This window comes from Parahaliea maris, from assembly GCF_008064665.1.
Lineage (GTDB): Bacteria > Pseudomonadota > Gammaproteobacteria > Pseudomonadales > Halieaceae > Parahaliea > Parahaliea maris.
The window spans coordinates 317418-331091 of record NZ_VRZA01000004.1 but is presented as its reverse complement, the minus strand read 5'-3'; the positions used below and the strand labels follow the sequence as shown (position 1 = coordinate 331091).

General features: G+C 63.4%; 10 protein-coding genes and 2 tRNA genes. 8 read left to right on the top strand and 4 right to left on the bottom strand.

Features of this window, described 5'->3' with window-relative positions; all coding sequences use genetic code 11:
• Positions 1–36: 36 nt before the first annotated feature.
• The 6 genes from FV139_RS13345 to folD all read left to right on the top strand — a co-directional run bounded on the left by FV139_RS13345 (position 37) and on the right by folD (position 5454).
• A tRNA-His gene (locus FV139_RS13345) sits at positions 37–112 on the top strand.
• Positions 113–210: 98 nt separating this feature from the next.
• The gene (locus tag FV139_RS13340; RefSeq protein ID WP_148068941.1) at positions 211–1596 is read left to right on the top strand and encodes a DcaP family trimeric outer membrane transporter; all 1386 of its coding nucleotides are present in this window, start codon (positions 211–213) and stop codon (positions 1594–1596) included.
• Positions 1583–3352: an amidase family protein gene (locus FV139_RS13335; protein WP_148068940.1), complete on the top strand. Its 1770-nt coding sequence runs from the start codon at positions 1583–1585 to the stop codon at positions 3350–3352. Before FV139_RS13340 ends, FV139_RS13335 begins: the two co-directional genes overlap by 14 nt.
• 6 nt (positions 3353–3358) lie before the next feature.
• Entirely contained in the window at positions 3359–4411 is a 1053-nt protein-coding gene (glsA, locus tag FV139_RS13330; protein ID WP_148068939.1) for a glutaminase A, read from the top strand.
• Positions 4412–4502: 91 nt separating this feature from the next.
• Positions 4503–4579 (top strand) — tRNA-Arg (locus FV139_RS13325).
• 29 nt (positions 4580–4608) lie between these two features.
• On the top strand, positions 4609–5454 hold the full coding sequence (gene folD / locus FV139_RS13320) for a bifunctional methylenetetrahydrofolate dehydrogenase/methenyltetrahydrofolate cyclohydrolase FolD (protein ID WP_148068938.1): 846 nt from the start codon (positions 4609–4611) through the stop codon (positions 5452–5454).
• A gap of 23 nt (positions 5455–5477) precedes the next feature.
• Here folD and FV139_RS13315 read toward each other — a convergent pair whose 3' ends face one another.
• The 3 genes from FV139_RS13315 to FV139_RS13305 are packed head-to-tail and all read right to left on the bottom strand — an operon-like array spanning position 5478 to position 10215.
• Positions 5478–7115: a Na/Pi cotransporter family protein gene (locus FV139_RS13315; RefSeq protein WP_148068937.1), complete on the bottom strand. Its 1638-nt coding sequence runs from the start codon at positions 7113–7115 to the stop codon at positions 5478–5480.
• 52 nt (positions 7116–7167) lie between these two features.
• Positions 7168–8541 carry a cysteine--tRNA ligase gene (cysS, locus tag FV139_RS13310; protein WP_148068936.1) on the bottom strand — a complete coding sequence of 458 codons (1374 nt, stop codon included), beginning with the start codon at positions 8539–8541 and terminating at the stop codon, positions 7168–7170.
• A 12-nt stretch (positions 8542–8553) separates the two neighbouring features.
• Positions 8554–10215 (bottom strand): glutamine--tRNA ligase/YqeY domain fusion protein, encoded by a 1662-nt coding sequence (locus FV139_RS13305; RefSeq protein WP_148068935.1) that lies wholly within the window; start codon positions 10213–10215, stop codon positions 8554–8556.
• A 165-nt stretch (positions 10216–10380) separates the two neighbouring features.
• Between FV139_RS13305 and FV139_RS13300 the strand changes: the two genes are divergently transcribed.
• Both FV139_RS13300 and FV139_RS13295 read left to right on the top strand, forming a co-directional pair.
• Positions 10381–10878 carry a peptidylprolyl isomerase gene (locus FV139_RS13300; RefSeq protein WP_148068934.1) on the top strand — a complete coding sequence of 166 codons (498 nt, stop codon included), beginning with the start codon at positions 10381–10383 and terminating at the stop codon, positions 10876–10878.
• A 10-nt stretch (positions 10879–10888) separates the two neighbouring features.
• Positions 10889–11599 carry a UDP-2,3-diacylglucosamine diphosphatase gene (locus FV139_RS13295; RefSeq protein WP_148068933.1) on the top strand — a complete coding sequence of 237 codons (711 nt, stop codon included), beginning with the start codon at positions 10889–10891 and terminating at the stop codon, positions 11597–11599.
• A 61-nt stretch (positions 11600–11660) separates the two neighbouring features.
• On the opposite strand, the gene FV139_RS13290 is transcribed toward FV139_RS13295, so the two are convergent.
• Positions 11661–13598 carry a DUF3604 domain-containing protein gene (locus FV139_RS13290; protein ID WP_148068932.1) on the bottom strand — a complete coding sequence of 646 codons (1938 nt, stop codon included), beginning with the start codon at positions 13596–13598 and terminating at the stop codon, positions 11661–11663.
• Positions 13599–13674 lie beyond the last annotated feature (76 nt).

Sequence of the window (13674 nt, the reverse complement as noted above, 5' to 3'; positions counted from 1 at the left end):
TGGAAAGTTGGGAGCAGTGATTTCAAACCCGCGATGGTGGCCGTAGCTCATCGGGTAGAGCACCGGATTGTGGCTCCGGAGGTGGGGGGTTCGAGACCCCTCGGCCACCCCAATTTTTCTCTCGCTTTGACAGAACATCGCCCGCCCCCTATTTTCTAGGAAGGGGCGCGCTCTTGTGCGTGGAACACACGAACAACAGGAATTCCTGCGATGCCATCACTGCGACTGTCCGTGACGCTGGCGACCCTGTTATTGGTGACGCCGGCGGCCTTCGCGCTCAACGAGGCGGAACGCATCCAACTGCTGGAAAAGCAACTGGCAGAGCAGCAGAAAGCCATCGATGCCATGCGCGAGGAAATCCAGCGCCTCAAGGCAGCGCAACCTGAGGCCGCTTCGGTCCCGGTCCAGAAACGACACTCGGACGCCATACCCGTCAGCGAACAGCAACGCGCCCAGCAGGAACAGGAACCTGTCGTCGCTACCGCTCCGACCTGGGATGACGAAAACACCTTGCATCTGTATGGCCACGTGCAACTGGACGCTATCTACGACTTCAAACGCGTGGACCCAACCTGGAATTCCACCCTCCGCCCCTCCACCATTCCCACCACCGACGGCCAGTTCGGGGCGGACGGCGAAACCATCTTCGACGTGAAGCAAACCCAGTTCGGCTTCAAGGGCAGTACCGCGACGCCCCTCGGTGTCATGGAGAGCTGGTTCGAGTTCGACTTCTTTGGTACCGGCTCCGACGCCGGCGACACCAAGTTCAACCTGCGCCACGCCTGGATAAGCCTGGGTGGTCTCGGGTTTGGCCAGACCAACAGCAATTTCATGGACATCTCGATTTTCCCCAATGTCACCGACTGGTGGGGGCCGTCCGGGATGGTGTTCAATCGCAACCCTCAGATCCGCTATACCTGGGACCTGTCCGACGCGGAATTTGCGATGGCGCTGGAAAAACCCAACGGCAGTTTTAACAGCGGCATCTTCGGCGATATCTCACCCGGCTTCGATGACGCAGTAACGGCCAGCACCCCTTATCCCGATCTCACCGCCCACTGGCGAGACGAATACGTCTGGGGGCACTACCAGGTCGGGGCCGTGCTGCGGCAACTGGAAATCGAGACCCGTGGACTCCCGGGGGGATCGAGGAGCGATTCCGAGTCGGGCTGGGGGCTCAACCTGACGGGGGTCGTCAACAGCATTGGCCGGGACCAACTCAAACTGGGGCTGGTCTACGGTGAAGGCATTTCCAGCTTCATGAACGACGGCGGGGTCAACCTCGCGCCAGAGAACAACCGGGCCGTAGCGGTACCGGTGCTGGGGGTTACCGCCTATTACGACCGCTACTGGTCGCAGCAGTGGTCTTCCTCCATGGGTTTCTCGGTGAACGACGCCGACCCGCGCAGCCAGCAGGCTGAGGATGAGTTCGACACCGGCATCTACGCCAGCGCCAATCTGCTCTACACGCCCTATCCCGAGCTCCTGATGGGATCGGAGCTACTCTACGGCAAGCATGAAGATGTAGGAGGTCGCACCGGTGAAGACTACCGGATCCAGTTCACGCTCAAGCACAAGCTCGGTGTCAGCTTCTAGCTGCGCGCCGCTGTTGAATCGCCTGACAGCGGCCCTTGGCCTGGCGGCAGCCCTGCTGGTTGCCAGCTGTGACAAAGCCGCCCCTCCCGCCGTTGAACAAGCACCCCCTGCAGCTGAAGCGTCAGTCGCGGCTCCCGCGGCAACGTTCAGTGTGGTGGAAGCAAGCTTTACTGACATGCAGGCCGCCATGGAAGACGGACGCGTTACATCGCGCCAGCTGGTGGAGCAGTACCTCGCGCGGATTGACCAATACGGTGAGCAACTCGGCGCAGCGCTGGCGGTCAGTGATACCGCACTGCAAAAAGCCGACGAACTGGATAAAGAACGGGCCGCCGGCAAGGTGCGCGGGCCACTCCACGGGATTCCCATTGCCCTGAAGGACAATATTCACACCACCGACATGCCCACCACCGGTGGAGCGCTGGCCTTCAAGGGTTATGTACCGCCCTACGAGGCCACCCTGGTGAGTAACCTTGAAGCAGCGGGCGCCATTATTCTGGCCAAGACCACCCTGACCGAGCTGGCCAACTGGGTCGCCACCGGCATGCCCAATGGCTACAACGCCGTCGGCGGCTACAGCTACAACCCCTACGACCCCCGGCCCGACCCGCGCGAAGGCTTCGACGACGGTCGTCCGGTCCTGGATACCGGTGGCTCCAGCTCCGGTGTCGGTACCGCCGCCAATCTGTGGGCGGCCAATGTGGGTACCGAGACCAGTGGTTCTACCCAGATTCCCGCCAATAACAATGCCCTGGCCGCGATCAAACCGACGGTGGGGCGCATCAGCCGCCACGGCATTATCCCGATCACCGCAGACCAGGATACCGCCGGGCCGATGGCGAAATACGTGGCCGACGCGGCTGCCCTGCTCGGCGCGATGGAGAGCCAGGACGCCAACGACACCACCACCGGTATCTGCCCGCCCTCTGCCAGCGGGGCCTACAGTGAACACCTGCTTGCCGACGCCCTGGCCGGGGCCCGTATCGGAATTCCGCGGTCGTTCTATTACCAGCCTGTGACCCCGCCGGGCAGTGACTCCCCGACCGGGGGCCTGTCCGCAGCGGAGGCAGCCGCCATGGAGCGGGTCATGGCGATCCTGCGCGACAAGGGAGCGGTGATCGTAGACCCGGCTGATATTCCCAGCGTGATCGCCGAAGCCCCCGAGGACAACCAGCTCCTGTTCGGCAACTGTTATGACCTGCCCCAGGGGAAGGGGGGCGACGAACACTGCTCGATCATGCTCAAGTACGGCATGAAGCGCGACTTCAATAGCTGGTTGGCGAGCCTCGGCGACAGCGCACCGCTGGCCAACCTTACTGCCCTGCGTGAATTCAATCTTGCACACGAGGCACAGGGCGCCATCAAGTATGGACAGGCGGAGCTGGATATTTCCGACGAGATGGACGTGGAGGCAGACCGTGACCGCTGGCGCGCCGACAGGGACAAGGACATCCGCCTCTCGCGCACCGAGGGTATCGACGCGGCGCTGCAAGTGCACAACCTGGACGCCCTGCTGTTCCCGGCCTGGAAGTCGGAGAACATCCTCAACAAGGCGGGCTACCCGGCTATCATCGTGCCCTTCACGGCCGTGCCGAATACCCTGGACCCACCCCTGCCTGAGGGGTTTGATCCACGGCCCCTGCCCTTTGGCATCAGTTTTGTTGGCACTGCCTGTTCGGAACCGCGACTCATCGAACTGGCTTACGCCTTTGAACAGGCCACCAAAGCCCGCCGGCCTCCGGCCCGGTTTCCCTGACCGCCTGTGCCAGAGCACTCGCGAACAGGTGAGGTAACGCCCGGACTCTGGACACGCCTGTCAGCCGGGCTGCTGCCAACCCTGTTCCTGGCGCTGGCGGTCCTGCCCTCCTCCCTGGCGCTCGCCGGCGCGCGCGACCTGCAAGCGGTAGTCGACGAAGCCTTCACCGCCTACCGGGGGGTAGACGATGGCGAGGTGGCCACCTACATACCGGCACTGGCAGAGGCCGATCCCGATCACTTTGCGGTGGCGATTGCCACGGTGAGCGGCGAAGTGTTCAGCGCCGGCGACAGCAACCGGACTTTCGCCATCATGTCCGCAGCAAAACCCTTCACCCTGGCGCTGTTACTGCAGCAGCAGGGCCCGGATTTCGTGTTCGAGCATATTGGGGTCGAGCCGACAGGCCTGCCCTTCAACGCGCTGTCGAATATCGAGGACCCGCCCCTGGCGCCGCTCAATCCGATGGTCAACGCCGGCGCCATTACCGCCGTCAGCTTGCTGCAGGCGGAATCAGCCGGGCAGCGCTGGACGCTGCTGCAAAACTGGTACAGCGCGTTTGCCGGCGAACCACTGGAGCTAATGGATAACGTTTACCGTTCTGTCAGCGAGGGCGGCTACCGCAACCGGGCGGTGGCGGACCTGCTGCAATTGCACGACCGACTGGGCGCCAGCCCTGCGGAGACGCTGGAGGTGTACAACCGCCAGAGCAGTGTGGGTGTCACAGCGAAACAACTGGCGGTGATGGGGGCCACCCTGGCCAGTGGCGGCAGCAACCCCCTTACCGGGCAGCGCGTTCTCTCCCCGGAGCTGATCGATGAAGTACTGGCAGTGATGATGACCAGCGGCTTTTACGACGAAAGTGGCTGGTGGGCATACACCACAGGGCTGCCGGCCAAGAGCGGCGTCGGCGGTGGCGTGGTGGCCATTGTCCCCGGACGTATGGCGATCGTCGGCTACTCGCCACGCCTGTCACCGGCCGGCAACAGTGTCCGCGGCCTGCTCGCCGTACAGCACATCGCCCGCGAACTGAGACTCAACCTGTTCCGCACCGCCCCTTGATGATGGAACCCGGCAAGCCGAATCGTTATACTTGCGCCCTTTCGTGGCCGGGGTGGTCAAACTATCCCCGCGTGACGGCCATGAGATCCCCGGGGGTATAGCTCAGTTGGATAGAGCAACGGCCTTCTAAGCCGTGGGTCGAGGGTTCGAATCCTTCTACCCCCGCCATTTCATTTCCTTACGCAGGGATTCCGTACATGTCGGCACTCATACTCGATGGCAAAGCTCTGGCGCAACAGACCGAGGCAGCCCTGCTGCAACGAGTTGAGGCGCTGAAAGAAAAGTCCGGCGGGAAAACCCCGATCCTGGCCACCATCCTGGTGGGCGATGACCCGGCCTCGGCCACCTACGTGAAGATGAAGGGCAACGCCTGTCGCCGCGTGGGCATGGATTCCCTGGCGGTCGAGATGCCCTCCTCTACCACGACCGACGAACTGCTGGCCAAAATCGACGAACTGAACAGCAATCCCGACGTGCACGGCATCCTGCTGCAACACCCGGTGCCGGAGCAGATCGATGAGCGCGCCTGCTTTGACGCCATCGCCCTGGAGAAGGACGTGGACGGCGTAACCTGCCTCGGCTTCGGCCGCATGGCCATGGGCGAAGACGCCTACGGCTGCGCCACCCCCCAGGGCATCATGCGTTTACTCGAAGCCTACGATATCGCCATCGAAGGCAAGCACGCCGTGGTCGTGGGCCGCAGCCCCATCCTCGGCAAGCCGATGGCGATGATGCTGCTGCAAAAGAACGCCACCGTGACCATCTGCCACTCACGCACCCAGGACCTGCCCGCGCTGATCAAGCAGGCCGACATCATCGTCGGCGCCGTGGGCAAGCCGGAGTTCATCAAGGCGGAGTGGATCAAGGACGGCGCGGTCGTGGTCGACGCCGGCTACCATCCCGGCGGTGTCGGCGATATCGAACTGGGCCCGCTGGCCGAGCGCGCCGCAGCCCTGACCCCGGTTCCCGGCGGTGTCGGCCCGATGACCATCAATACCCTCATCATGCAGAGCGTGGAGTCCGGCGAGAAATCCCTCGCCTGATCTGCAGGACTAAACCCCAGCCCCTACTCCGCGGGCTTGCTCCGCTGCAGGGCCACCAGGCTGTCGGTCAGGCGCGCATTGGCTCGCGCCAGCTGGCGGCAGGTACGACGTAATTCATCCAGGTACTGCAGGCAAAGGTCGACCTGTTGGATAGACAGGTCTCCCCCCGCCGTTTCCTTCAGCAAGTCGCGTTTCAGGCCATCATAGGCCTCCCGGATGCTGTCGTACTCCGGCAGCAATTCCTGGCCGCTCTCCTTGAGTCCGTCTTCCCAGGCTCGCACAAAGGCTTCCGCCCGGGCGGTAAAGTCGGTTATCGCCTGTTCCGCCGCTGCCGGCAGTGATTGGCCGGCCAGTTCACTACGCAGCCGCTGGATATCCGCGCCCAAGGCGACCACGGTGAGGTAATGCTGCAGTGCAGTAATCAGGTTGGCGACAGTATCCACGAGGAACGGCGTCAGCGAACCCCGATTGAGTTGCACCGCAAACTCACCCACCGCCGATGCCAGGCTGCGAATATCTGCCCGCTCCTGCACCGCGTTGTCGGCACGATCACGCAGGATATCCAGCAACCCTCTGCAGGCATGCAAGGCGATCCGCCTGACCTCCTTCGCCATCGCGGTAGTGCCGGTGTAGGGCACTCCGAGGGTACTGCGGTCGAGGTAGCGCGGCCGGGCGACTTTCTGGTCGGCCGCGTGAAACAGGCGTGAGAGCTCTCTCACCAACAGCGCCGAAAGCGGCCACATCAGCAGCACGCCCATCACATTGAACAGTGTGTGGAAGACCGCCAGGGTGACGGCCGCGCTGGGTTCGAGGTGGGCGCTGTCCTGCAGGAACCCCACCAGCCACAACATCGGCCCGAGCAGCAGCAGCGCAACGATCGCCGTCAGCAGGTTGAACGCCAGGTGGCTGATGGCAACCCGTCGCGCGTTGGGCGTGGCGCCAATCATTGTCAGCAGCGCGGTCGAGGTGGTACCCAGGTTCGCCCCGATCACCACCGCCGCCGCCGCATTGATTTCCACCAACCCGCTCTCGGCGGCACTCAGCGCCACCACCATGGCGGCGCTGGAGGACTGCATGAGGGTGGTCATGCCGAAGCCGATAGCAACGTAGAGCAGCAGACTGGCGAGGGTCAGTTCGGTGAAGCCGGGCAGCGCGAAGCCGTCCGCCAGCCCTTCGAAGGCCGATTTAAGCGCGCCGATACCAAGGAACAACAGGGCGAAGCCCACCACGGCGACGCCGTAGGAACCGCGACGGCTGCGGCCGGCGGTCAACTTGAGCAGCGCCCCAACCCCGACGAGGGGCAAGGCGATGGCGGCGATGTCGAGCTTGAAGCCCACCAGGGCGACAATCCATGCCGTCATGGTGGTGCCGACATTGCTTCCGAAAATCACCCAGACGGCACGTTCCAGGCTGAGGATACCGGCATTGGCAAAACCGATGGTGGCCACCGTCACCGCGCTGGAGGACTGAACCACGGCGGTAATCAGCAGGCCCGCCGCCAGGCCCCGCAGGCGGGTGTTGGTCCACTGGGCGAGCAGGCTGCTCAGGGCATTACCGGCGGCGAGCTTGAGGCCGTCGGTCATCATCGACATCCCGATGAGCAGCAAGCCGAGCCCGCCCAGCAGGCCCGAAAGTACTGACCAGAGGGAGGCCGAATCCATCAGCAATAGCGACCCGGCATAAGGCGGGCCGCGTCAGGGCTGAACGGCAATCCTAGCTGCGGCGCCACTTGGTTCCCTCGCGGGAATCCTCCAGCACCACGCCCTGCTCCAGCAGTTCCTGGCGGATGGCGTCGGCGCGGGCGTAGTCCTTCGCCGCCTTGGCGTCCTGGCGGGCCTGGATGGCGGCCTCGATCTCCTCCGCGGAGATACCGTCGCCGGCGTCGCCCTGCAGCCAGTCTTCGGGATGCTGGTCGAGAATGCCGAGCAGGTTGCCCGCTACCAGGAGGCGCGCCTTGATGCCCGGTTTGTCTTCGTCCGCCGCCTTGTGCAGCTGCTTGGCCAGGGCGTGGATCTCGGCAATGGCCACCGGGGTGTTAAGGTCGTCGCACAGGGCCTCGTAGAACGGTTCACCTTCCAACTGGATTTCCATGTCCAGGGGGATGTCGTCTACTTCCCGCAGGGTGTTGTACAGGCTGGTGAGGGTGGCCTCGGCCTGGTCCAGCAGCTCGGCGGAGAAATTCAGGGGCGAGCGGTAGTGGGCCGACAGCAGGGCAAAGCGCAGCACCTCACCGCGGTACTTGCCCAGCAGGTCGCGCACGGTGCGCACGTTGCCGAGGGACTTGGACATCTTCTCGCCGTCGATGTCGATATAGGCGTTGTGCATCCAGTAACGCACGTAGTCACCACCGTGGGCGCAGCGGCTCTGGGCGATCTCGTTCTCGTGGTGGGGGAAAATCAGGTCGCGGCCGCCGCCGTGAATGTCGATGGTGTCGCCGAGATGCTCGCGAATCATCGCCGAGCACTCCAGGTGCCAGCCCGGGCGGCCGAAGCCCCAGGGGCTGTCCCAGCCAGGCTCGCCCTCTTTCGCCGGTTTCCACAGCACGAAATCGCCGGGGTGACGCTTGTAGCTCGCCACTTCCACCCGGGCGCCCGCCAGCATGTCGTCCAGCGAGCGGCCGGAAAGTTTGCCGTAGTCGGCCATGGACTCCACCGCGAACAGCACGTGGCCCTCGGCAGCGTAGGCGTGGCCTTTCTCGATCAGCTTTTCGGTCAGCTCGATCATCGGGCCGATATTGTGGGTGGCGTGGGGCTCCAGGGTGGGCGGCAGCGCGTTCAGCTCGCCCATGTCCTCACGGTACTTGGCGGTGAACTCCTCGGTGACCGACTCGATGCTGCGATTGCCGTCGCGGGCCGCGGCAATGATCTTGTCGTCCACGTCGGTGATGTTGCGGGCGTAGATCACCTCGTCAAACAGGGTCTGCAGCAGGCGGAACAGGGTGTCGAACACCACCACCGGGCGGGCGTTACCGATGTGGGCCAGGTTGTAGACCGTGGGGCCGCACACGTACATCTTTACCTTGCCGGGCTCGATGGGCGTAAAGACTTCCTTCTTGCCGCCCAGGGTGTTGTAGATCTTCAGGGACATGCTTGCTCCGGCTTATCCGTTGTTCCAGGTGTCGCGCAGGCCAATGGTCATATTGAAGACCGGCGCTGCCTCGGTGTGCTCGAAACGGTCCGCCACAAAGTAGCCCTCCCGCTCGAACTGGAAGCCCTGCTCCGGTTCCGCCGCGGCCAGGCCGGGCTCGATCCATGCGCCTTCCACGACTGTCAGAGACTCCGGGTTCACCAGGGTCATGAAGTCCTTGTCGCCCTTGTCCGGTGCCGCATCGGTGAACAGGCGGTCGTAAAGGCGCACGGTAGCCTGGCGGCCCCCGGCGGCAGATACCCACTGGATCACGCCCTTCGGCTTCACACCGTCTTCCGGGTCGTTACCGATGGTGTTGGGGATGGTGTGGGCGTGCACTTCGACAATATTGCCGGCTTCGTCCTTCACCACGCTGTCCGCCTCGATCACGTAGGCGTTACGCAGGCGCACGCGCTTGCCCAGTACCAGGCGCTTGAACTTCTTGTTGGCTTCCTCGCGGAAGTCCTCTGCATCGATGTACAGCTCCCGGGAAAACGGCAGCTGGCGCTCACCGAGATCCTCGCGGCTGGGGTGGCAGGCAGCCGTCAGCTGTTCCACCTGGTCTTCCGGGTAATCGGTGAGCACCACTTTCAGCGGCCGCAGCACACACATGGCCCTGGGCGCATTCTCGTTCAGGTCGTCGCGGATGGCGTGTTCCAGCATTGCCACGTCCACCACCCCGTCGGATCGGGTCACGCCGATCATCTCGCAGAACCTGCGAATGGAAGCCGGGGTAAAGCCGCGGCGGCGCATGCCGGACACGGTGGGCATGCGGGGGTCGTCCCAGCCGGAGACCACGCCGTCGTCCACCAGCTGCTTGAGCTTGCGCTTGCTGGTGACCGTGTAGTTCAGGTTGAGGCGGCCAAACTCGTACTGGCGCGGGCGGTGCGGGACCGGCAGGTGCTCCAGCAGCCAGTCGTAGAGGGGGCGGTGATCCTCGAACTCCAGGGTACAGATGGAATGGGTCACGCCCTCGATGGCGTCTTCCTGGCCGTGGGCGAAGTCGTAGGTGGGGTAAATGCACCAGTCATTGCCGGTCTGGTGGTGCTCCACCTTGCGGATGCGGTAGAGAATCGGGTCCCGCAGGTTCATGTTGGGGGACGCCATGTCGATTTTCGCCCGCAACACGCGGCTGCCCTCGTCGAACTCACCGGCCTTCATCCGGCCCAGCAGGTCGAGGTTCTCCTCGACACTGCGCTCGCGGAAGGGGCTGTTCTTGCCAGGTTCGGTCAGGGTGCCGCGGTACTCCCGGGCCTGTTCGGCGTTGAGGTCGCAGACGTAGGCATCGCCCTGCTCCACCAAATGCACCGCCCAGTCGTAAAACTGCTGGAAGTAGCTGGAGGCATAACGCACCTCGCCGGCCCACTCGTAGCCCAGCCAGCGCACGTCTTCCTGGATGGAGGCCACGTACTCGGGGCTCTCTTTTTCCGGGTTGGTGTCGTCGAAGCGCAGGTTGCACTCGCCGCCAAAGCGCTGGGCCAGGCCAAAATTCAGGCAGATGGACTTGGCGTGCCCCACATGGAGGTAGCCATTGGGCTCCGGCGGGAAGCGCGTGATGAGCTTGCTCACGCGGCCGGACTCCAGATCCTCGGCTACAATCTGCTGTAGGAAGTTGTTGGCGGGTTTGCTTTCCATAAAAAACGTCGGCTTCGGGGTAAAAAGGGCGCGTATTATAGCGGCTGAAACCGGTCTCTTATAGGTAAATACCCCACTGCTCGCGCGCGAAGGCAAAAGCCCGTATTATTGCCGGCCATTTTTGCAAACCCCACATGACCATCACGATCCAGCAGGACGCACGCCATGATCATTATTCGCACAACCTTCGGCCCCATCACCCTCGAACTGGACGCGGAAAAAGCGCCCAAGACCGTTGAGAACTTTCTCAGCTACGCCCGCGACGGCTTTTACGACGGCACCATCTTCCACCGCGTGATCGACAACTTCATGATCCAGGGCGGCGGTTTCGACACCAACATGAGCCAGAAGCCCACCGGCGAGCCGGTCGAGAACGAGGCCGACAACGGCCTGAAGAACGACTTTGGCACTATCGCCATGGCCCGCACCATGGACCCCCACTCCGCCACGGCCCAGTTCTTCATCAACGTGAAGGACAACGACTTCCTCAACCACAGCGGCAAGAACATGCAGGGCTGGGGCTACGCGGTATTCGGTAAAGTGACCGAGGGCGAAGAAGTGCTGAACAAGATTCGCGCCGTGGCCACCACCAGCAAGAACGGCCACCAGGACGTGCCCGCCGAGCCGGTGATCATCGAGACCGTCGAAATCGTCGAAGGCTGATCCCGCCAGCGTGAGCGCCACCTGGTTCATATCGGACCTGCACCTGGACCCGAACCGGCCTGCCATCACGCAGGCCTTCGGGGACTTTCTCGACGAGCGCCGCGACGCCGACGCCCTCTATATCCTGGGTGACTTCTTCGAAGCCTGGATTGGCGACGACGACGATGCCCCACTGGGAACCGAGGTCGCCGGGCTACTGGCCGACTACAGCGCCAGCGGGCCCAAAGTATTCCTGATGCAGGGCAACCGCGACTTCCTGCTGGGTGAGGACTTTGCCCGCCGTAGCGGCGCCACCCTGCTCCCCGACCCCACCGTGATCGACCTCTATGGCCGCCCCGTGCTGCTGATGCACGGCGACAGCCTGTGCACCGGCGACGCCGAATACCAGCAGTTCCGCCGCATGGCCCGCAGCCCCGAATGGCAGGCCGAGGTGCTGGGCAAGCCGCTGGCCGAGCGCCGGGCCCTGGCCGCCCAGCTGCGCAGCATGAGCAGCGAGGCCAACAGCAACAAGGCCGAGGACATCATGGATGTGACTCCGGAAGAAGTTGAGAAAGCACTTGAACAACACGGTGTGGACTGCCTGATTCACGGCCACACCCACCGGCCGAAGCGGCATGTGCAGCAACACGGCGAGCGCTGGGTGATGGGCGACTGGCACAGCCATGCCTGGGTGGTCGAGGCGACCCCCGAGAAAATCGCTCTACTCAATCTCTATGTATAACAATAACTTGAGATAGATTTATAAAGTCTATCTCAAGTATCCAGCACCCCCTGCCCCACGTTTAATCTTCCGGCTGATACCAGATGGGAGAGGTGTAGGTGCGCTCCTGGTGGATACCTGAATCGCCCTCAGCCAGGTCAACGCCGTAGAAGGCGGCATCGTGAGCCGTCCAGCGCGGTGTGGGTATCTCGAGTACCCGCACATAATAGAAGGCGTTCAGCGCGGGATCGAAATCCGGGTCCTTCCATGCCGCAATGAACTCCGTGGCGCCAATGGTGTTGCTCCAGGTGGCGGTTTTCAGATCCACCGTGTTACCCACCGGCGTCAGGCAGCGGCCGTCGGCCCCTATCTTGCGGCCATCCGACACCACCACATCGTAGATGCGCTCCTGGCGCTTGCCGTCCTTGTCCAGCCAGCCCTTGATGATCTGCACCCGGTCCAGGTTGGCACCGATCGGGTCCTTGAGCGCAGCCACCAGGAAGGTGGGCGACTTGCCTGTTGGCGCCTCGCCCAGTTCACCGCCCATGGGCACACCCTTGGCGTAGCCTACGGTGGCGGGCTGCCGGGTCTTGGTATCCCCGGGGCCAAAATCCCAGCCGGCGAAGAAGCGCACCAGCATCCGGGGGCCGGTGGTGGCGTAGGTTTCCCGGCGGGCCATGGCGTCGAACAGGGCTTCCCGGGTGTTGTCCGTGGCCCAGACCCCGGCGTAACCCGAAGCCAGGGTCTCCCAGTTCATGATCTGCAGGTTGCCGAACTTGGCAAAAGCGTGCTGCATCCGGTCGGCGCTGGGCTCGGAGCCCGAGTGCTTGCCGAAGAAGTTGTCGTCGTCGGCCGTGGCCAGTGAGGTGTGGCTGTCGGTAGAGCCGATCATGCCGTACTGGTAGGGGTTGATGCCCAGTTTGGCCTCGAGTTCGAGGCCGAGTTGCAGACCGCTGCGGGCATACTCGTGGACCAGCATGTCGTCGGTTTTCAGTTCACTCAGGTTCAGGTTGCCCTTGTCCCAGGTGCCGTAATCGGCGTATTCGTCGTTCGGCGACAACAGCGGGTGAGCCTCGCCATCGCCCTTGATCTGGGTCGCCTCGTACAGGGGCTCCCACTTGGCCCTGGTTTCGGCATATTCCCGGGTGACCGGCTTGTTGTCGACATGATTAACCAGCGGAAACATCAGGCCATTGGACATGTTGCCGTTGTGGGCAATGGCCAGCACGTCACCACCGGTCTTGTCTTCGTACTCCTGTAGTTTCTCCCACAGGTACTCCGGGTCGGTGCTGCCCTGGGGCGGATAGGTGGTGGCGGGGACCGTCTGGCGCGCCTGCTCTCCCCCGTCCCGGTAGATCACCACCCGGTGCAGGTTCTGCCCCGGCGGCACCTGGGACGTCCACTCATAACCAATGAAGGCGGTAAAGCGGCCGGGCTCGTTGAAGTTTTCCGCCGCGGAGATGGTTTTTTCCCAGGAGGATTTGTACATCTCGCTGTCCGGCCAGTACATCAGCGCGTCCGGGAAGGTGCCGCGGGAGAAGGAATCGATAATCTGCATGGCCACTGACATACCTTTGCCCGCGTTGATGTCGTCGTACCACTGCTTGCCGGTCTTGTCCGCCAGGATACGCGGGTCGCCGGCAAACATGTCCGGGAAGAAGCCCATGTTGTCGGAGTGGTCGGCAATCACCAGGAAATCCAGCGGACGGGCCAGCCGCGCGCGGCCGGCAGTGGTGGACTCCACCTCCTCGCCACGGGCAAAGCGGTAGGCCTCGTCCAGCCCCAGGCGGTTACCGAAGGCACCGGCATCCATCGAGAAGGAGGTGTGCAGGTGGGTATCTCCCCAGAACACACGGGTGGAGGCTGAACCGGTGGCATAAGGTGAATAAGGCAATTCCGGGTCAACCGGCTTCAGGGCCTCCCCCGATACAGTGCCGGCCTCCTGTGCGTAGACCGAAGGGGCGGCGACAAGCGCAGCGAAGACACAGTACGCCAGCCTGGGAGCAAATGGACGGATCACGGTAATACCCTCCTTTCCTGAAGGATGGGCCACCCGACGTGGCGACCCTCAGCCTGGACCGGCAGACCGCCGGCGC